The sequence below is a fragment of the Erwinia sp. E_sp_B01_1 genome (assembly GCF_036865545.1).
Classification (GTDB): Bacteria; Pseudomonadota; Gammaproteobacteria; order Enterobacterales; family Enterobacteriaceae; genus Erwinia.
Genome location: NZ_CP142208.1, coordinates 1,633,560 through 1,652,344 on the forward strand (window position 1 = coordinate 1,633,560; position 18,785 = coordinate 1,652,344).

The window sequence follows — 18,785 nt, forward strand, 5'->3', positions numbered from 1 at the left end:
CCAAAGTCTAAAAATAAAAGTTATCGACATCAAATGCATCAGAATAGTTAAAATGCCATTTTTTCATAGAGATAACTTTTTGGCCTGGCGGCGGAAGGGGGTATCTAAGTCGTTGTAGATAAGAAATTTAAATCGCTCTGCAGCAAATCGTGCTGCACTCAATTTCGTGCCGTTGACAATATTTTTGCTAATGGCATTATGCGCGCAAAATCTCCTCCTCTTTTGGTAGTTTCACCCCTATGTCTACCTGGACTCGCCCTGTACTTGTGCTGCTCTGCGGCCTGTTATTACTGACAATTTCTATCGCCGTACTGAATACGCTGGTTCCTCTCTGGCTCACCCATGATTCGTTGCCTACTTGGCAGGTTGGTGTGGTCAGTTCATCGTATTACACAGGAAATCTTGCAGGCACCTTGCTTGCAGGCTGGGCCATTAAAAAACTGGGGTTTAATCGCAGTTATTATATCGCTTCGGCGGTTTTTGCGGTGGCTACTGCGGCGCTGGGTTTTGAAAGCGGCTTCTGGGCATGGGCAATGTGGCGCTTCGTAGCCGGGATGGGGTGTGCGCTGATATGGGTTGTGGTCGAAAGTGCGCTGTTATGCAGCGGAACGTTGCGTAATCGCGGTCAGCTGCTGGCGGCTTATATGATCGTTTACTATATCGGTACCGTTGCCGGCCAGTTACTGGTCAGTAAAGTCTCAACGGAACTGCTGCACGTATTGCCGTGGGTGACTGGCATTGTGGTGGCGGCAATTCTGCCCCTGGTCTTCACAAAAGTTACTGCCAGAGGGAGTGATGATGAAGCGGTGCCGGGACGTATGTGGTCGATGCTGCGTCGTCGTAATGCGCGTCTGGGGATCAATGGCTGCATCATTTCCGGCATCCTGCTGGGATCGCTGTACGGTCTTATGCCACTCTACCTCTCCCATCAGGGCATGAGCGACGCTACAGTCGGCTACTGGATGGCGCTGTTAGTCAGCGCGGGAATTGTAGGGCAGTGGCCGGTAGGGCGTCTTGCCGATCGTTATGGCCGTCTGCTGGTACTGCGCGTTCAGGTCTTTGTGGTGATCCTGGGCGCCTTTGCCATGCTGAGTAATGCTGCGATGGCCCCGGCCCTGTTTGTGCTGGGTTGTGCAGGCTTCACGCTTTACCCGGTTGCGATGTCCTGGGCCTGTGAGACCGTGGCGCATCATGAGCTGGTGGCAATGAATCAGGCACTGCTGTTGAGCTACACCATTGGTAGCCTGCTGGGCCCGGCGATGACCTCAATGCTGATGCAGAACTATTCAGACCGGGTGCTGTTTGTGATGATCGCTGGCGTGGCCTTTATCTATCTGGTTATGCTGTTACGCAAAGCAGACAAACATGCCACGCCTGTTGCCCATGCCTGACCGGACAGCCGAAAAAAATGGAGCCTGATGGCTCCATTTCAGACGGCTGATAAACTGCTCCCAGAACCTGCACTTTGCCTGTAACCAGCCCGGAATTCTTAGTACATTACCTTGTGACCGTAGCCTTCCAGAATGCCCTTAACCCGATCCATAGTCTCTTTGGTCGGCGGATGGACGCCATCCAGTTTGTATTCCTCACCCATCGCTACCCACTTATGTTTGCCCAGTTCGTGATAGGGCAGCAGCTCGATTTTTTCGACATTACCCATATCTCGTGTGAACTCGCCCAGCCGGTGTGCAGACTCATCATCGTCTGAATAGCCAGGTACAACCACATAGCGGATCCAGGTGCGGATGTTTTTCTTCGCCAGATAGCGGGCAAAATCCAGAGTGCGATGGTTTGAGACGCCCACCAGAATCTGATGAACATCATCATTCATTTGTTTCAGATCGAGCATGACGAGATCGGTCACTTCCAGCAATTCATCGATGACCGGATCGTAGCGACGGACGAACCCATTAGTATCCAGGCAGGTGTTGATGCCCTCGGCATGGCAGGCCCGAAACCAGTCACGAACAAATTCCGCCTGCAGAATGGCTTCGCCGCCGGAAGCGGTCACACCGCCGCCAGAAGCATTCATAAAGTGACGGTAGGAAACCACGTCTTTCATCAACTCTTCAACGGTAATCTCTTTGCCGCCGTGCGTATCCCAGGTATCGCGATTATGGCAATACAGACAGCGCATCAGGCAGCCCTGAAAGAAGGTGATAAAACGGATGCCGGGGCCGTCAACGGTCCCGCAGGATTCAAAAGAGTGGATACGGCCTGTGACTGACATTGCGATGAATTCTCCACGTTAAACCTGATTTCTCGGCAGGCACGCAGTCTTAAGCTGCGTTAAGTCTGTTTTGCCAGCCCTCTTAACAGGGTAAAGGTGGCTGGCAAACAAGACTGGATAAGGCTCCACCGAAGTGGAGCCTCAGAGGCAAAACTTACATGCTTTTGGTGAAGGTACGGGTAATCACATCCTGTTGCTGCTCTTTGGTCAGAGAGTTAAAGCGAACGGCATAACCAGAGACACGAATAGTCAGCTGAGGATATTTTTCCGGATCTTCCATTGCTTCCAGCAGCATCTCACGGTTCATCACGTTCACATTCAAATGCTGACCGCCTTCAATGCTGGCTTCATGATGGAAGTAACCATCCATTAGCCCGGCCAGGTTAGCTTTGCGCACGTCATCATCTTTACCCAGCGCGTTTGGCACAATGGAGAAAGTATAAGAGATGCCGTCTTTAGCGTAAGCAAACGGCAGTTTGGCTACTGAAGTCAGTGAAGCCACTGCGCCTTTCTGATCGCGACCGTGCATTGGGTTGGCACCGGGTCCGAATGGTGCGCCAGCACGACGTCCATCCGGGGTGTTACCGGTTTTCTTACCGTAAACCACGTTTGATGTAATGGTCAGCACTGACTGAGTAGGTACCGCATTACGGTAGGTCTGCAGTTTCTGAATTTTCTTCATGAAACGTTCAACCAGATCGCAGGCGATATCATCCACACGAGCATCATTGTTGCCAAACTGCGGGTATTCACCTTCAATTTTAAAATCAACGGCCAGGCCATCTTCATCACGAATGGTGGAGACTTTAGCGTATTTAATAGCTGACAGAGAATCCGCAGCCACAGAGAGACCAGCGATACCACAAGCCATGGTGCGATAAACATCACGGTCGTGCAGAGCCATCAGTGAAGCTTCGTAGCTGTATTTGTCGTGCATGTAATGGATAACGTTCAGCGCAGTAACATACTGTTTTGCCAGCCAGTCCATAAAGTGATCCATACGCTCCATCACTTTATTATATTCCAGCACCTCATCCATCATTGGCGCTTCTTTCGGGCCAACCTGCATTTTCAACTTCTCATCCACGCCGCCATTAATCGCATACAGCATGGTTTTTGCCAGGTTAGCGCGGGCACCGAAGAACTGCATTTGCTTACCGACAATCATCGGGCTGACGCAGCAGGCGATGGCGTAATCATCGTTGTTGAAGTCAGGACGCATTAAATCATCGTTCTCATACTGAACGGATGAGGTATCAATGGAGACTTTAGCCGCATATTTTTTGAAGTTAAGCGGCAGCTTTTCAGACCACAGGATGGTCATGTTTGGTTCCGGAGAAGGCCCCATGGTGTAAAGGGTGTTCAGGAAACGGAAGCTGTTTTTGGTCACCAGTGTACGGCCATCAACGCCCATACCAGCCAGCGATTCCGTTGCCCAGATTGGATCGCCTGAGAACAGCTCATCATATTCAGGGGTACGCAGGAAGCGAACCATACGCAGTTTCATCACCAGGTGGTCAATCAGCTCCTGAGCCTGTTCTTCGGTGATTTTGCCTGCTTTCAGGTCGCGTTCGATGTAGATATCCAGGAATGTGGAGACGCGGCCAAATGACATTGCTGCGCCATTCTGGGATTTAACCGCAGCCAGATAACCGAAGTAGGTCCACTGCACGGCTTCCTGAGCATTCTGCGCCGGGCCGGAGATGTCGCAACCATATTTAGCGGCCATCTCTTTAATCTGCTGCAGGGCATGGTGCTGGTCAGCAATTTCTTCACGCAGGCGGATAGTGGCTTCGAGATTCACGCCGTTTTCCATATCTGCCTGCAGAGAGGTGAATTGTGCAAACTTGTCTTTCATCAGCATGTCGATGCCGTAAAGCGCTACGCGACGATAGTCACCAATGATACGCCCACGTCCATAAGCATCTGGCAGGCCAGTCAGCACACCTGATTTACGGCAGCGCAGAATATCCGGGGTATAAACGTCAAACACACCCTGATTATGGGTTTTGCGGTACTCACTAAAGATTTTTTTAACGCCAGGATCCAGCTCGCGGCCATATACCTTGCAGGAACCTTCCACCATCTTGATGCCGCCAAAAGGAATCAGCGCGCGTTTCAGGGGAGCTTCAGTCTGTAAACCAACGATAGTTTCCAGGGATTTATTGATATAGCCCGCATCGTGTGAAGTGATGGTGGATGCCAGGTCAGTATCAAAATCTACCGGGGCATGGGTGCGGTTTTCCAGCTTGATGCCTTCCATCACTTTATCCCACAGGGATGTAGTGGCTTCAGTGGCACCGCTCAGAAAGGCTTCATCACCTTCATACGGAGTGTAGTTTTTTTGAATGAAGTCACGCACGTTAATGCTGTTCTGCCATTCACCCTGTGCAAAGCTTTCCCAGGCCGCAGCCTGTTTTTCGTTGTGCTCGCTCATTTGATACCTGCCTTAAATTACATGGAGTTCTGTTGTTCCTGCCGCCTGAAAGCCGCAGGTGCTTAATCAGTGTTGTGCAGCTAATGATAATTTCTGTCGCGAAGATAGATAACCCAATATGTCAGTCCGACCAGGAATCCACCGCCGATAATGTTGCCGATCGTCACGGGGATCAGGTTATCTGTAATAAAGTTGCTGACCGTCAGATGGGAAAACTGGGAGGCTGTAGCGCCCGTGGCCTGCCAGAACTCTGGCCCGGAGAAATCTTTGATCACGATGGCGAGGGGGATCAGAAACATGTTCGCGATGCTGTGTTCAAACCCGCTGGCGACAAACATCGCTACGGGAAGCACCATTGCCAACATTTTATCGGTCAGGCTGCGGCCGGAATAGCTCATCCACACCGCCATACACACCATCAGATTGGCCAAGGTGCCCAGACAGACAGCTTCCAGAAAAGTATGGTGCATTTTATGGTCAGCAGTTTGCAGAACATTTAACCCCCATGCACCATTGGCTGCCATAGCCTGACCTGCAAACCAGATCAGGGCGACAAAGAACATTGCGCCGAAAAAATTGCCTGTATAAACATTTATCCAGTTTCGCGCCAGTTGTCCCCATGTGATGCGTCCGCTGGCTTTGGCTACCATAGTGAGGACCGTCGAGGTAAAAAGATCGGCTCCGCAGACTACAACCAGCATCAGGCCAAGAGAGAAACAGAGGCCGCCAACAAGCTTGCTCATGCCCCAGGGGGCAGTACCTGCGCCAGTAGTTGCAGTGATGTAAAAGACGAAGGCGATAGAGATAAAGACACCCGCAGTGATGGCCAGGAAAAAGGTGTCGAAAGGTTTTTTAGTGGCTTTATAGACGCCCGCCTCTTCAGCCACTTTGGCCATTTCAGAGGGCAATATTAAGTCAAACGGGTTGGCAGTTTTCACTCTGACTACTCCCAAAATTAGTCAACGCCGTGATACTAACAAAGGAGTATAGGAGAGAAATTGATGTGGATCATATTGCACCGGAGTAAGCGGCAATTAAACCCTTATTTTTACAAGGTTAATGATTTATCTTATTGAAATTATTGATTTAAATTTTTTTTAAAACTCTAAAAAAAAGTTGAAATGAGCACGTTTTGCGCCTGGTTGAGGCCTGTTTTAGCTGGTTTTGTTGCTGGGAGGTTAATGGGTTTTCTGGAACCAAAATACAATTCACTTTCCATTAACTTTTGCACAGTAAAAAGGAGGAGGGGAGGAGCAAAACTGACGGAGAGAAACAGCGACCGGCAAAGGCTACCGGCCGCTTTAACGTTATTTCCAGTTCAGGCGCTTGGCCTGCTGAAGTTTCTCATAGGCGGCAAGCAGAGACTGATGAGCCGGGAAGGCCAGCAACTCTTCATCCACCGATTGCAGACCGTTGAACGGGGCTTCTCCGCTAATGGCTGCTGAAGCGGCTTCCACTGCTTCCAGCCCATACATCCGTACGAACGCATTGTGATACTGAACCGGGTCGCGATCTTCTTCCTGGCTTAACAGCAGCAGAGTTTGCAGACAGCGATAGTAATTAGCGCGGGCAGGTGTGAAGACAGAACTGTTGAATTCCATCGTCCATTCCGTCCAAATCAACGCCTGATCCAAATCACCGCCGGCCAGCGCCAGCATTGCTTTCAGTTCACCAATGCGCAGAGTGTACCAGCCGTTATCCTTGCCGGTAGCCAGGCCGAGGAGTTCACGCACGCGGGTGAAGTCATCATGGCCGTCTTCATCCAGACGCTCAATCAGAGCCAGATAGTCCGCTTTCTCCCACTGAGTTTCTGGTAACGAGAGCAGGGTGTCGCGCAGATAAGCCCCCATGCTGTTATTCGCCAGTAGCAGGTCTTCAGCAGGGTAGATATCTGACATGCCCGGCACGATGATACGGCAGGCATACACGTCAAGATGCTGATAATCCGCGATATATACTTCCTGATCTTCCGCTTTAAAGATCGCCATCAGCGTAGCGAACTCTTCTTCCGTTGTGCCATCGAAACGCCAGTCAACAAACGGATAGTCAGCGTCATCTTTAAACATATCCCAGGAGATCAGACCGCTTGAATCAATGAAGTGGGTTTCAAGGTTGGCATGCTCTGCCACTTCTTCATCATCAAAGGTTGGCGGCGTAAAGACATCAAGGTCTTTAAGGCCACGGCCTTGCAGCAGCTCGGTGACGGTACGTTCCAGCGCCACGCCAAAATCTGGGTGCGCGCCGAATGAGGCGAAACAGGTTCCGTTTTCCGGGTTGAAAAGCACCACGCAGATAACCGGATATTTGCCGCCGAGAGAGGCGTCATAAGAGAAGATGGGGAAGCCTTCCGCTTCAAGTCTGGCGATGGATTCCACCACGCCCGGATAGCGATCCAGCACCGTTTGCGGGATAGCAGGCAGGCTGATCGATTCCGCAATAATGCGGTTTTTGATATAACGCTCGAACACTTCTGACAGGCCCTGAACACGCGCTTCGTTAGGCGTGTTACCCGCAGACATACCGTTAGAGACATACAGGTTACCGATGATGTTCATCGGAATGTAAACAGTCTGCTGATCGGACTGACGGGTAAAGGGCAGGGCGCAGATGCCGCGATCGCTGTTGCCAGACTGAAGGTCGATCAACTCGCTGGCGCTGACTTCCTGCTCAGGATCGTAAAAAGCTTTCAGGCGCTCATCAAGGATGCCGGCTGGCAGGCTGTCATCTTCCGGCAGCGGGAACCATTTTTCATTGGGATAATGAACGAAATCGCCATTGGCAATGTTGTTGCCCAGCCAGAAATCGGCAAAAAAGTAGTTGGTAGACAGGCGTTCAAAGTATTCGCCCAAAGCGGAAGCCAGCGCCGCTTTTTTGCTGGCGCCTTTACCGTTGGTAAAACAGAGCGGGCAGTCACGGTCGCGAATATGCACTGACCAGACATGGGGAACCGGGTTCAGCCAGGAAGCCTCTTCTATATTGAAGCCCAGATCCTGTAATTTTTGCTGAAAGCGTGCGATGGAATCTTCCAGCGCGGCGTCTTTGCCTGGAATATAAGTTTGCGTCATAGTGCCCACTTGTTTTGGGTTGTGCGGAAAAGGCGCAATGATACGGGGTTTCTGCCCGATTCGCTACGCGAGGGGGAAATTCCTGCCGCTGCTGACTGGCATCTTTCCGGAACTGGTCGGCTTACCGGATAAAACATTGCAGCCGGAGAAGGGCAATGATAAAACCGATAGCTGAATCGAAATCGATTGGACTAAAAGTGGTGAGGGAAAATGAGTCAGGTTTTCAATTTTAGCTCCGGCCCGGCGATGCTGCCGGCAGAAGTTCTGCGTCGTGCGGAACAGGAACTGCGTAACTGGCAGGGATTAGGCACTTCTGTGATGGAAATCAGCCATCGCAGTAAAGAATTTATTCAGGTAGCTGTAGAGGCCGAGCAAGATTTTCGCGACCTGCTGAAAATTCCTTCTAATTATAAAGTCCTGTTCTCTCATGGCGGTGCCCGCGCGCAGTTCGCGGCGATCCCCATGAACCTGTTAGGCAGTAAAACCACTGCAGATTATGTGGATGGTGGTTACTGGGCGCACAGTGCTATTAATGAAGCACTGAAATATTGCACCCCAAACGTGATCGATGTGAAAACCACGGTGGATGGGCTGCGGGCTATTACTCCGATGAGCGACTGGGCATTATCAGATGATGCCGCCTATGTTCATTACTGCCCAAACGAAACCATTGACGGTCTGGCTATTCACGAAGAGCCTGACTTTGGCGACAAAGTGGTGGTGGCCGATCTCTCTTCCACCATTCTTTCTTCGCCAATAGACATCAACCGTTATGGTGTGATCTATGCGGGCGCGCAAAAAAATATCGGTCCTGCTGGTTTGACGCTGGTGGTAGTGCGTGAAGACCTGCTGGGTAAGGCGAAGAAAGAGCTGCCTTCAATCCTGGATTATCAGGTTCTCAGTGAGAACGAATCGATGTTCAACACCCCACCTACTTTTGCCTGGTATCTTTCTGGCCTGGTATTCAAGTGGCTGAAGGAGCAGGGCGGTGTGGCAGAACTCGATAAGCGCAATCAGGCGAAAGCCGATCTGCTTTACGGCACCATCGACAAAAGCGAATTTTACCGCAACGAAGTGGCCACGGCTAACCGTTCCCGGATGAATGTGCCTTTCCAGCTGGCTGATGCTTCACTGGATAAAGCGTTCCTCGAAGAGTCCTTTGCCGCCGGACTGCATGCCCTGAAAGGTCACAGAGTCGTGGGCGGTATGCGCGCCTCAATTTACAACGCCATGCCGCTGGAAGGCGTGAAGGCACTGACCGACTTTATGACTGATTTTGAGCGTCGTCACGGTTAAGTCAGCCGGTTAATAAGTTGAATAAATTGAAACCTCGCGATGTTGCGGGGTTTCATTGCATTTTATCTGGAGAGTACGTTTCACATGCTGGAATCCCTGACCCTACAACCTGTTGCACTGGTAGATGGCACAGTTAACTTACCCGGTTCAAAGAGCGTATCGAACCGCGCTTTGCTGCTGGCCGCACTGGCTAAAGGCACTACCCGCCTGACTAATCTGCTGGACAGTGACGATGTGCGTCACATGCTGACAGCATTAAAAGCCCTGAACGTCGCTTTCACCTTGTCTGAAGATCGAACCGTCTGTGAAGTGACGGGTCAGGGTGGCCCACTGCGTGCCGAAGGTTCCGTTGAGCTGTTTTTAGGCAATGCCGGTACCGCGATGCGCCCACTGGCTGCAGCACTCTGTCTGGGGCACAACGATATTGTGTTAACCGGCGAGCCGCGAATGAAAGAGCGCCCGATTGGGCATCTGGTTGATGCGTTACGTCAGGGCGGGGCTGAGATCGATTACCTGGAGCAGACGGATTATCCGCCACTGCGCCTGAAAGGCGGTTTCAACGGCGGTGAAGTTTCCGTAGATGGCAGCGTATCAAGCCAGTTCCTGACCGCGTTGCTAATGACAGCGCCACTGGCACCGAACGACACAAAAATTGTGATCAAAGGCGATCTGGTTTCCAAACCTTACATCGACATCACGCTGAACCTGATGCGTACTTTCGGGGTGGAAGTCATCAACGAAAATTACAGCACCTTCCAGATCGCAGGCAATCAGCAGTACATTTCGCCTGGCGACTATCTGGTCGAGGGCGATGCTTCTTCAGCCTCTTACTTCCTGGCTGCTGCTGCGATCAAGGGCGGTACGGTAAAAGTCACCGGTATCGGTCGAAACAGCATGCAGGGTGACATTCGCTTTGCCGATGTGCTGCAGCAGATGGGCGCGGTCATTGAATGGGGCGATGACTATATTGCCTGCACCCGCGGCGAACTGAAGGCTATCGATCTGGACATGAACCATATTCCGGACGCAGCAATGACTATTGCCACCGCCGCGCTGTTTGCTGAAGGCACCACGGTTATGCGTAACATCTATAACTGGCGCGTTAAGGAAACGGATCGTCTGGCTGCGATGGCCACGGAATTACGTAAAGTGGGCGCTGAAGTGGAAGAGGGGCATGACTACATCCGCATCACGCCATCAGAAACGATAAAGTATGCTGAAATTGGCACCTATAACGATCACCGCATGGCCATGTGTTTCTCGCTGGTTGCGCTCTCCTCCACGCCAGTGACCATTCTTGATCCTGGATGCACCGCCAAAACCTTCCCTGATTATTTTGAGCAGTTAGCCCGTATCAGCAAGCTGGCTTAAATCTGTCATTCCGCTGCACTCCGGTGCAGCGAGATGCGAGCCAACTCACGTCCTGCAAGGTTATTCCCGCTAATCCCCGCGATAAATTTGATCCCGACTATGCTTAAGGGGTAACGATCCTGTCTGTATAGCGTATAATGCGCGTCGATATTTGTCTGAGTTTTACAGGCATCCCACCGACAGGAGAACGATATGACGGCTTTAGCCCCGGTGATCACCATTGATGGCCCAAGCGGTGCTGGTAAAGGGACCTTGTGTAAAGCGATGGCTGAAGCATTGCGCTGGCACCTGCTGGATTCTGGTGCAATTTACCGCGTGCTGGCGTTAGCCGCGTTACATCATCAGGTGGATATCACCTCTGAAGAGGCGCTGGTACCCATTGCGGCGCATCTGGATGTGCGTTTCGTGGCTACGAATGGCGAAATGGAAGTGATCCTCGAAGGGGAAGACGTTTCTGGCGAAATTCGTACGCAGGATGTCAGTAACACAGCTTCTAAAGTGGCCGCTTTCCCCCGCGTACGGGAAGCGTTGCTCCGCCGTCAGCGGGCTTTCAGGGATATGCCTGGTCTGATCGCCGATGGTCGCGATATGGGCACAGTGGTGTTTCCTGATGCACCAGTGAAAATTTTTCTGGATGCCAGCCCGGATGAGCGTGCGAACAGACGTATGCTACAGTTGCAGGAAAAGGGCTTTAGTGTTAACTTTGAGCGCCTTTTATCTGAGATAAAAGAGCGTGATGACCGCGATCGTAACCGCGCCATTGCACCACTGATACCGGCAGATGACGCGCTGGTGCTGGATTCAACCAGCATGTCGATTGAGGAAGTGATTAAAATCGCCCTCGATTATGCGCGTGAAAAGTTGTCTTTGCCGCAGTGAATCACGGGCCTCCAGGCCCGTAAATTTTAAATAACCCTGTGATATGGACGTCATGGGGCATGTGAAACAACCCCACCCGTCAGGATGTCAGGTGGACGTTAAATTGAAGAATCCATAAGATTATCAATATGACTGAATCTTTTGCTCAACTCTTTGAAGAGTCCCTGAAAACAATCGAAACCCGTCCGGGTTCTATCGTTCGTGGTGTTGTTGTCTCTATCGACAAAGACATCGTTCTGGTTGATGCGGGTCTGAAATCTGAATCTGCAATTCCTGCAGAGCAGTTCAAGAACGCAGCCGGCGAACTGGAAATCCAGGTAGGCGACGAAGTTGACGTAGCGCTGGATGCTGTTGAAGACGGCTTCGGTGAAACTCTGCTGTCTCGTGAGAAAGCTAAGCGCCACGAAGCGTGGATCACGCTGGAAAAAGCTTACGAAGAAGCTGAAACTGTTACCGGTGTTATCAACGGCAAAGTCAAGGGCGGCTTCACTGTTGAGCTGAACGGCATTCGTGCGTTCCTGCCAGGTTCACTGGTAGACGTGCGTCCAGTGCGCGACACGCTGCACCTGGAAGGCAAAGAGCTTGAATTCAAAGTAATCAAGCTGGATCAGAAACGTAACAACGTGGTTGTTTCACGTCGTGCAGTTATCGAATCCGAAAACAGCGCAGAGCGCGATCAGCTGCTGGAAAACCTGCAGGAAGGCATGGAAGTTAAGGGTATCGTTAAGAACCTGACTGACTACGGTGCATTCGTTGATCTGGGCGGCGTTGATGGCCTGCTGCACATCACTGACATGGCATGGAAACGCGTTAAGCATCCAAGCGAAATTGTCAACGTTGGCGACGAAATCACTGTTAAAGTGCTGAAATTCGACCGCGAGCGTACCCGTGTGTCCCTGGGTCTGAAACAGCTGGGCGAGGATCCTTGGGTCGCTATCGCTAAGCGTTACCCAGAAGGCACCCGTCTGACTGGCCGTGTAACTAACCTGACCGACTACGGCTGCTTCGTTGAAATCGAAGAAGGCGTTGAAGGCCTGGTGCACGTTTCAGAAATGGACTGGACCAACAAAAACATTCATCCGTCTAAAGTTGTTAACGTTGGCGATGTTGTTGAAGTTATGGTTCTGGATATCGACGAAGAACGTCGTCGTATCTCCCTGGGTCTGAAGCAGTGCAAAAACAACCCATGGCAGCAGTTTGCAGAAACCCACAACAAGGGCGACCGTGTTGAAGGTAAAATCAAGTCTATCACTGACTTCGGTATCTTCATCGGCCTGGACGGCGGCATCGACGGCCTGGTTCACCTGTCTGACATCTCCTGGAACGCTACCGGAGAAGAAGCAGTTCGTGAATACAAGAAAGGCGACGAAATCGCAGCTGTGGTTCTGCAGGTTGACGCAGAGCGCGAGCGCATCTCCCTGGGCGTTAAGCAGCTGGCAGAAGATCCGTTCAACAACTACATCTCTCTGAACAAGAAAGGTGCTATTGTTAACGGTAAAGTGACTGCAGTTGACGCTAAAGGCGCAACAGTTGAACTGGCTGACGGCGTTGAAGGTTACCTGCGTGCTTCTGAAGCCTCTGTTGACCGCGTAGAAGACGCAACTCTGGTTCTGAATGTTGGCGACGATGTTGAAGCTAAATTCACCGGTGTTGACCGTAAAAACCGCGTAGTGAGCTTGTCTGTTCGTGCTAAAGACCAGGCTGACGAGAAAGAAGCCATCAATACTGTGAACGCTAAACAGGAAGAAGGTAACTTCTCTAACGCTATGGCTGAAGCATTCAAAGCAGCTAAAGGCGAGTAATTGCTTTTGCAGCAGGGCAGTGTAAGCTGCCCTGAATGCCGTAACTGTCAGAGCTTTTCCAACAGGAATTTACCGGAGGATTTATGACCAAGTCAGAACTTATTGAAAGACTTGCTGGCCAGCACTCTCATATTCCGGCGAAAGTCGTTGAGGATGCGGTCAAAGAGATGCTTGAGCACATGGCGACCACTTTGGCGCAGGGCGAACGCATTGAAATCCGGGGCTTCGGCAGTTTTTCTTTGCACTATCGCGCACCCCGCACTGGCCGTAACCCGAAAACGGGTGACAAAGTGGAGTTGGAAGGTAAATACGTTCCACACTTCAAGCCAGGTAAAGAGCTGCGTGACCGGGCAAATATTTACGGCTGATGCCTTAGCATTACCCAATAAAAACGACACTTCGGTGTCGTTTTTTTTTGCCTGTTTTTCACCAGCGCTGAGAGCCGGACTGCAATAAAATGAGTGAAATTGTCACGACTTCTGAAATATACCGAGCGGGACCTGGAAAACAATAATTCCGGGCTGCATGCCCTGTAGTACGGAGGTAGTGTCTGATGACGGAATAACGGAGAACCGTCATGCCTTACAGTCTCAGCCGGCTTGCGATGTGGACGATCGTCGCTATGCTGCCCCTTGTTTTCCTTCCCCAGCTTCCTGAAGCCCGCTATGACGGCTGGATTGTCCTTTGTGCGCTGGGTTTACTGAGGCTGTGCCGTTGCTGGGCGAAAGATCTGGCTATTTTGATGCTGCTCTTTTTGTGGGCGGTAATGGCAGGGAGAACCCTGCTTGATCAGGTTGATCTTTTATCTCAGGGCACACCCGATGCATTGATAAAAATTGAGAGCGTGTTGAACCAGTCAGAAAGGCTCAAAATAAAGCTGCTGAAGGTCAATGGTAAAGAGATTTTTCCGCCCGTCCAGGCGCTGATTAACGTAAAGCAGAACAAAAGCCACTTTTGTCGGGCGCAAAAATGGTCGGCGAAACTCAAACTCAGGCCCGTCCATGCCCGTCTGAATGAGGGTGGATTTGATGCACAACGCTTTGCCCTGGCAAACAGCACGCCGCTAACGGGAAGAGTATTATCCCTGGAGCCAGTGGAAGCTGGATGCGGCTGGCGCGATCGGATCATCCAGCGGAGTGAGGCAGCGTATGGTGACCTGCCGTGGCAGTCGATCATCTCCGCACTGGCGTTTGGAGAGCGGGGAGAGGTCAGCCAGCAAATGACCCGGCTGTTGAGAGAGACGGGAACGGCGCACCTCATGGCTATCTCCGGTATGCATATCAGCCTGGCGGCCAGCGTAGGCTGGTTGATAGCCAGAGCACTGCAACTGACTTTCCGTGCTCACTGGATTGGCTATCGTTTCCCATTATTCCTCAGCCTGATGGTCGCCCTGGCCTATACCTGGCTTTCCGGGGGAATCCGCCCTCCATCAGGGCAATGCTGGCCTTATCCACCTGGAGCACCATCAGGCTGGCAGGGGTTCGCTGCGATAACTGGCAGGTTTGGGGAATTTGCATCGGGATCATTCTCTTTTTCGATCCCCTGAGCATTCTTTCAGACAGTCTCTGGCTGTCGGCAATGGCCGTGGCAGGGCTGCTGTTCTGGTTTCAGTGGTTTCCGCTACCTGCCCGGTTTGCAGCAAAGAAAAGCTGGCTTCTGTTGCATTTGCTGCATTTGCAGTTGGGTCTTTTTATGCTGCTGATGCCGGTACAAATGCTGATATTCCATGGCATCAGCTTCAGCGCCTTACTCGCCAACGTCTGGGCGGTTCCCCTGGTGACGTTACTGACGGTACCCCTGATCCTTTGTGCTCTGGCACTGACGCCATTTCCTCTGCTCTCTTATCCTGTCTGGTGGCTTGCTGACCGCACGCTTGAACTGGTGTTCGTTCCGCTGGGCTGGCTCCCCTCTGGCTGGCTGCCGCTGAATAAACAGGCACTGCTGATTAGCGCTTTGATCTGGCTGAGCCTTATCGCCTGTCGGTTCCACTGGTGGCGTACTTCGCCCGTTACGCTGCTTGGCTGTTGCCTGTCACTGGGGTGCTGGCGACTGAACACGCCCCGGCCCGACTGGCGGATAGATATGCTGGATATTGGTCACGGCCTGGCCGTGGTGATTTCAAAGCAGGGAGAGGCTGTCGTATATGACACGGGAAACCGCTGGCCAGCAGGGGATGCGGCGCTGAGCCAGATCCTTCCCTGGCTTAGCTGGCAGGGAATACAGGTGAAAGAGATTATCCTCAGCCATGGCCACCTTGATCATATTGGCGGTTTTGCCAGCCTTTCTGCTGCTTTCCCTGATGCCGTGGTTCACAGCGGTCTGGGAACTGAAAACCATTTGCCCTGTGAAATGGGCCAAAGTTGGGGCTGGCGGGGATTACTGTTTCAGGTCCTGTGGCCATCATCCGGACAGAGCCAGTCGGGCAACAATCAATCCTGCGTTGTTCGTGTCAGCGATGGAAAGTGGCGCGTTCTGCTGACTGGCGATATTGAATCACAGGCGGAACTGGAGATGGTCAGGCTATACGGAACGGCGCTGCATGCCGATCTCCTTCAGGTACCTCATCATGGCAGTAACACCTCTTCAGTCCCCCCTTTTCTTCGGGCAGTTAAGGGGCAGGTGGCGCTGGCATCTGCAGCACGTTACAGCGCCTGGAAACTCCCCGCTGAAAAGGTACTGAGGCGTTACCAGGAATACCATTATAGCTGGTATGACACGGCTGTTTACGGACAGGTGAGCGCCGCGTTTTATCAAAAAAATTGGCAGGTTAAAGGGTTAAGGGCGCAAATAATGTCTCGTTGGTACCATCAGTGGTTTGGCGTACCACGTTATTCCAGGTAGAATGAGCGGCTATTTCATTTAAAGCTGGTTAAATAATGCATCAGGAAAAAGATCTCTCCACCTGGCAGACATTCCGTCGCCTCTGGCCAATGATCAAACCGTTCAAACCGGGTCTGATTGTGGCTGCGGTAGCACTGATAATTAATGCGGCGGGAGATACATTAATGCTGTCACTGTTGAAACCGTTGCTGGATGACGGTTTCTCCAAGGCGCAACCCTCTATCCTGAGATGGCTGGCGCTGGCCATTATTGGTCTGATGTTAGTGCGTGGTGTGACCAGCTATATTTCAAGTTATTGTATTTCATGGGTATCTGGCAACGTTGTGATGTCAATGCGCCGTCGGCTGTTCAGCCATATGATGGGGATGCCTGTTGCCTTCTTTGATCAGCAGTCTACCGGCACGCTGCTTTCAAGAATTACCTACGATTCAGAGCAGGTGGCTTCCTCTTCCTCCAGCGCGCTGGTGACCGTGGTACGTGAAGGGGCTTCCATTATCGGCCTGTTCATCATGATGTTTTACTACAGTTGGCAGCTGTCACTGGTGCTGATCGTTCTGGCTCCCGTGGTCTCTTTTGCCATACGTACCGTGTCAAAGCGCTTCAGAAATATCAGTAAAGGCATGCAGAATACCATGGGGCATGTCACTACCAGCGCCGAACAGATGCTGAAAGGGCATAAAGAAGTGCTGATCTTTGGCGGCCAGCAGGTAGAAAGCGAGCGCTTTGGCCGCGTCAGTAACCGTATGCGTCAGCAGGGGATGAAACTGGTTTCAGCTTCTTCAATTTCCGATCCTATTATTCAGCTTATTGCTTCGCTGGCGCTGGCATTTGTGCTGATAGCCGCGAGCCTGCAGGGCATGATGGAAACGCTGACCGCCGGTACCATCACCGTGGTGTTCTCTTCAATGATTGCTCTGATGCGCCCACTGAAGTCTCTGACTAACGTCAACGCCCAGTTTCAGCGTGGAATGGCGGCCTGTCAGACTCTGTTCTCTATTCTGGATAGCGAGCAGGAAGAAGATAAAGGCACTCGTGTTATCGAACGCGCTAAGGGCGATATTGAATTCCGTAACGTGACCTTTACCTATCCGGGGCGTGAAGCACCAGCGCTGCACAATATCAATCTGGCTATCCCGGCTGGAAAAACCGTGGCGCTGGTAGGGCGTTCTGGCTCCGGTAAATCCACTATCGCCAGCCTGATGACGCGTTTTTACGATGTCCAGCAGGGCGAAATTTTGATGGACGGCCACGATCTGCGTGAATATACGCTGGGTTCACTGCGTAACCAGGTCGCGCTGGTTTCTCAGAATGTGCACCTGTTTAACGACACCGTGGCTAACAACATCGCTTATGCGCGTAACGAACAGTACAGCCGTGAAGATATCGAAAAGGCCGCTGTGATGGCGCATGCCATGGACTTTATCAATAAAATGGATAAAGGCCTGGATACGATGATTGGCGAAAATGGTGTGTTGCTTTCAGGTGGTCAGCGTCAGCGTATCGCTATCGCTCGTGCCCTGCTTCGCGATTCCCCCATTCTGATTCTGGACGAAGCGACTTCAGCGCTGGATACCGAATCTGAACGTGCTATTCAGTCTGCTCTGGATGAATTGCAGAAAAACCGCACTTCGCTGGTTATTGCACACCGTCTTTCAACGATTGAAAAAGCCGATGAGATCGTAGTGGTGGAGGATGGATACATTGTGGAGCGTGGCAGCCATGCCGATCTCTTACAGGAACGTGGCGTCTACGCTCAGCTTCACAAGATGCAGTTTGGTCAATGATTGAGCGCCTCTGGAGCGGTCGCTCCGCGCTTTATCTGCTGCTGCTGCCTCTGAGCTGGCTGTATGGTCTGATCAGTAATCTGATCCGCCTCAGTTATATCAGGGGCTGGCGCAAAGCGTGGCGCGCGCCTGTTCCTGTGGTGGTGGTGGGGAATCTCACTGCCGGGGGCAATGGTAAAACGCCCGTGGTCATCTGGCTGGTTCAGGCACTTCAGCAACGGGGTTTACGCCCCGGTGTTGTCTCCAGGGGCTATGGCGGCAAGGCAGAAAGTTATCCGCTGGTGCTTGACGACCACTGCACTACAGAACAAGCAGGCGATGAGCCGGTATTAATTTACCAGCGGACCGGTGCGGCTGTAGCGGTGTCTCCAGTCAGAAAAGAGGCGGTTCAGGCGCTGACCGCGCAGGGCAACATCGATGTGATTATCACTGATGATGGTCTGCAGCATTATGCGCTGGCCAGAGACTTTGAAATTGTGGTTATCGACGGTAAGCGTCGTTTTGGTAACGGCTGGTGGTTGCCTGCCGGCCCGATGCGTGAACGGGCTTCACGTCTGAAAAGCGTGAACGCTGTCATTGTGAATGGCGGTGAGGCGCAGGCTGGTGAATTGCCCATGCAACTGACGCCGGGCATGGCCGTTAATTTGAAAAGTGGTGAAAAGCGTCCGGCATCCGCGCTGGAAAACGTGGTAGCCATGGCGGGGATTGGTCATCCTCCCCGTTTTTTTGCCACGCTTCATCAGCAAGGCGTAACCGCAGTAAAAGAAGTTTCTTTTGCCGATCATCAGGCTTATCAACACCAGCAACTTGCTTCTCTGCTTGAGCCAGGTCAGACATTACTGATGACCGAAAAGGATGCGGTGAAAGCGCGCTCATTTGCGAGTGATAACTGGTGGTATCTGCCAGTTGATGCGGATTTCCCTCAGGCGGCCGCAGACTCTTTACTCGACACCATCATGGCGCTAAAACCCGCTACCTGACCCCTGACCCCTGATAGCTATAACCTGGCCTGCTGTCGGGTTAAGGCAGCGCGACTAACGGATACCGGGCTGAAAATGCCGGTTATGTTCCCCGGAGTGG

General features: G+C 51.9%; 14 protein-coding genes. 10 read left to right on the forward strand and 4 right to left on the reverse strand.

The window, feature by feature from the left end:
- Positions 1-239: 239 nt before the first annotated feature.
- Positions 240-1,391, forward strand: a complete 1,152-nt coding sequence (locus tag VRC33_RS07930) for an MFS transporter (protein ID WP_338562577.1) — start codon at positions 240-242, stop codon at positions 1,389-1,391.
- Positions 1,392-1,489: 98 nt separating this feature from the next.
- Here the strand turns inward: VRC33_RS07930 and pflA are convergent, their stop codons facing one another.
- The 4 genes from pflA to ycaO form a co-directional block, all read right to left on the reverse strand.
- Positions 1,490-2,230, reverse strand: coding sequence for a pyruvate formate lyase 1-activating protein (gene pflA / locus VRC33_RS07935; RefSeq protein ID WP_338562579.1), 741 nt, complete (start codon positions 2,228-2,230; stop codon positions 1,490-1,492).
- A gap of 154 nt (positions 2,231-2,384) precedes the next feature.
- The gene (pflB, locus tag VRC33_RS07940) at positions 2,385-4,667 is read right to left on the reverse strand and encodes a formate C-acetyltransferase (protein ID WP_338562581.1); all 2,283 of its coding nucleotides are present in this window, start codon (positions 4,665-4,667) and stop codon (positions 2,385-2,387) included.
- A gap of 80 nt (positions 4,668-4,747) precedes the next feature.
- Positions 4,748-5,605 (reverse strand): formate transporter FocA, encoded by an 858-nt coding sequence (focA, locus tag VRC33_RS07945; protein WP_338562583.1) that lies wholly within the window; start codon positions 5,603-5,605, stop codon positions 4,748-4,750.
- A gap of 369 nt (positions 5,606-5,974) precedes the next feature.
- Positions 5,975-7,732, reverse strand: coding sequence for a 30S ribosomal protein S12 methylthiotransferase accessory factor YcaO (gene ycaO / locus VRC33_RS07950; RefSeq protein ID WP_338562586.1), 1,758 nt, complete (start codon positions 7,730-7,732; stop codon positions 5,975-5,977).
- Between the two features lie 210 nt (positions 7,733-7,942).
- Here ycaO and serC point away from each other — a divergent pair, with 210 nt between their 5' ends.
- From serC to lpxK, 9 genes are all read left to right on the forward strand, one after another.
- Positions 7,943-9,028 (forward strand): 3-phosphoserine/phosphohydroxythreonine transaminase, encoded by a 1,086-nt coding sequence (gene serC, locus VRC33_RS07955; protein ID WP_338562591.1) that lies wholly within the window; start codon positions 7,943-7,945, stop codon positions 9,026-9,028.
- A gap of 87 nt (positions 9,029-9,115) precedes the next feature.
- Positions 9,116-10,399 carry a 3-phosphoshikimate 1-carboxyvinyltransferase gene (aroA, locus tag VRC33_RS07960; RefSeq protein WP_338564156.1) on the forward strand — a complete coding sequence of 428 codons (1,284 nt, stop codon included), beginning with the start codon at positions 9,116-9,118 and terminating at the stop codon, positions 10,397-10,399.
- A 192-nt stretch (positions 10,400-10,591) separates the two neighbouring features.
- The gene (gene cmk / locus VRC33_RS07965; protein ID WP_338562593.1) at positions 10,592-11,278 is read left to right on the forward strand and encodes a (d)CMP kinase; all 687 of its coding nucleotides are present in this window, start codon (positions 10,592-10,594) and stop codon (positions 11,276-11,278) included.
- Between the two features lie 128 nt (positions 11,279-11,406).
- Positions 11,407-13,080, forward strand: coding sequence for a 30S ribosomal protein S1 (gene rpsA / locus VRC33_RS07970; RefSeq protein ID WP_338562595.1), 1,674 nt, complete (start codon positions 11,407-11,409; stop codon positions 13,078-13,080).
- A gap of 83 nt (positions 13,081-13,163) precedes the next feature.
- Positions 13,164-13,448: an integration host factor subunit beta gene (ihfB, locus tag VRC33_RS07975; protein WP_013201528.1), complete on the forward strand. Its 285-nt coding sequence runs from the start codon at positions 13,164-13,166 to the stop codon at positions 13,446-13,448.
- 209 nt (positions 13,449-13,657) lie between these two features.
- A complete protein-coding gene (locus VRC33_RS07980; protein WP_338564764.1) occupies positions 13,658-14,626 on the forward strand; it encodes a ComEC/Rec2 family competence protein in 969 nt (322 codons plus the stop codon).
- A complete protein-coding gene (locus VRC33_RS07985) occupies positions 14,518-15,921 on the forward strand; it encodes a DNA internalization-related competence protein ComEC/Rec2 (protein WP_338567579.1) in 1,404 nt (467 codons plus the stop codon). The genes VRC33_RS07980 and VRC33_RS07985 overlap by 109 nt, the downstream gene beginning before the upstream one ends.
- Before the next feature lie 35 nt (positions 15,922-15,956).
- The gene (gene msbA / locus VRC33_RS07990) at positions 15,957-17,705 is read left to right on the forward strand and encodes a lipid A ABC transporter ATP-binding protein/permease MsbA (RefSeq protein WP_338562602.1); all 1,749 of its coding nucleotides are present in this window, start codon (positions 15,957-15,959) and stop codon (positions 17,703-17,705) included.
- The gene (gene lpxK, locus VRC33_RS07995; RefSeq protein WP_338562605.1) at positions 17,702-18,685 is read left to right on the forward strand and encodes a tetraacyldisaccharide 4'-kinase; all 984 of its coding nucleotides are present in this window, start codon (positions 17,702-17,704) and stop codon (positions 18,683-18,685) included. Before msbA ends, lpxK begins: the two co-directional genes overlap by 4 nt.
- The last annotated feature ends 100 nt before the right edge of the window (positions 18,686-18,785 follow it).

Bases quoted from the DNA above. Each gene is read 5' to 3' on its own strand.
- VRC33_RS07930 (WP_338562577.1), top strand. From the start codon at position 240: ATGTCTACCTGGACTCGCCCTGTACTTGTGCTGCTCTGCGGCCTGTTA.
- pflA (WP_338562579.1), bottom strand. From the start codon at position 2,230: ATGTCAGTCACAGGCCGTATCCACTCTTTTGAATCCTGCGGGACCGTT.
- pflB (WP_338562581.1), bottom strand. From the start codon at position 4,667: ATGAGCGAGCACAACGAAAAACAGGCTGCGGCCTGGGAAAGCTTTGCA.
- ycaO (WP_338562586.1), bottom strand. From the start codon at position 7,732: ATGACGCAAACTTATATTCCAGGCAAAGACGCCGCGCTGGAAGATTCC.
- serC (WP_338562591.1), top strand. From the start codon at position 7,943: ATGAGTCAGGTTTTCAATTTTAGCTCCGGCCCGGCGATGCTGCCGGCA.
- cmk (WP_338562593.1), top strand. From the start codon at position 10,592: ATGACGGCTTTAGCCCCGGTGATCACCATTGATGGCCCAAGCGGTGCT.
- rpsA (WP_338562595.1), top strand. From the start codon at position 11,407: ATGACTGAATCTTTTGCTCAACTCTTTGAAGAGTCCCTGAAAACAATC.
- ihfB (WP_013201528.1), top strand. From the start codon at position 13,164: ATGACCAAGTCAGAACTTATTGAAAGACTTGCTGGCCAGCACTCTCAT.
- VRC33_RS07980 (WP_338564764.1), top strand. From the start codon at position 13,658: ATGCCTTACAGTCTCAGCCGGCTTGCGATGTGGACGATCGTCGCTATG.
- VRC33_RS07985 (WP_338567579.1), top strand. From the start codon at position 14,518: ATGCTGGCCTTATCCACCTGGAGCACCATCAGGCTGGCAGGGGTTCGC.
- msbA (WP_338562602.1), top strand. From the start codon at position 15,957: ATGCATCAGGAAAAAGATCTCTCCACCTGGCAGACATTCCGTCGCCTC.
- lpxK (WP_338562605.1), top strand. From the start codon at position 17,702: ATGATTGAGCGCCTCTGGAGCGGTCGCTCCGCGCTTTATCTGCTGCTG.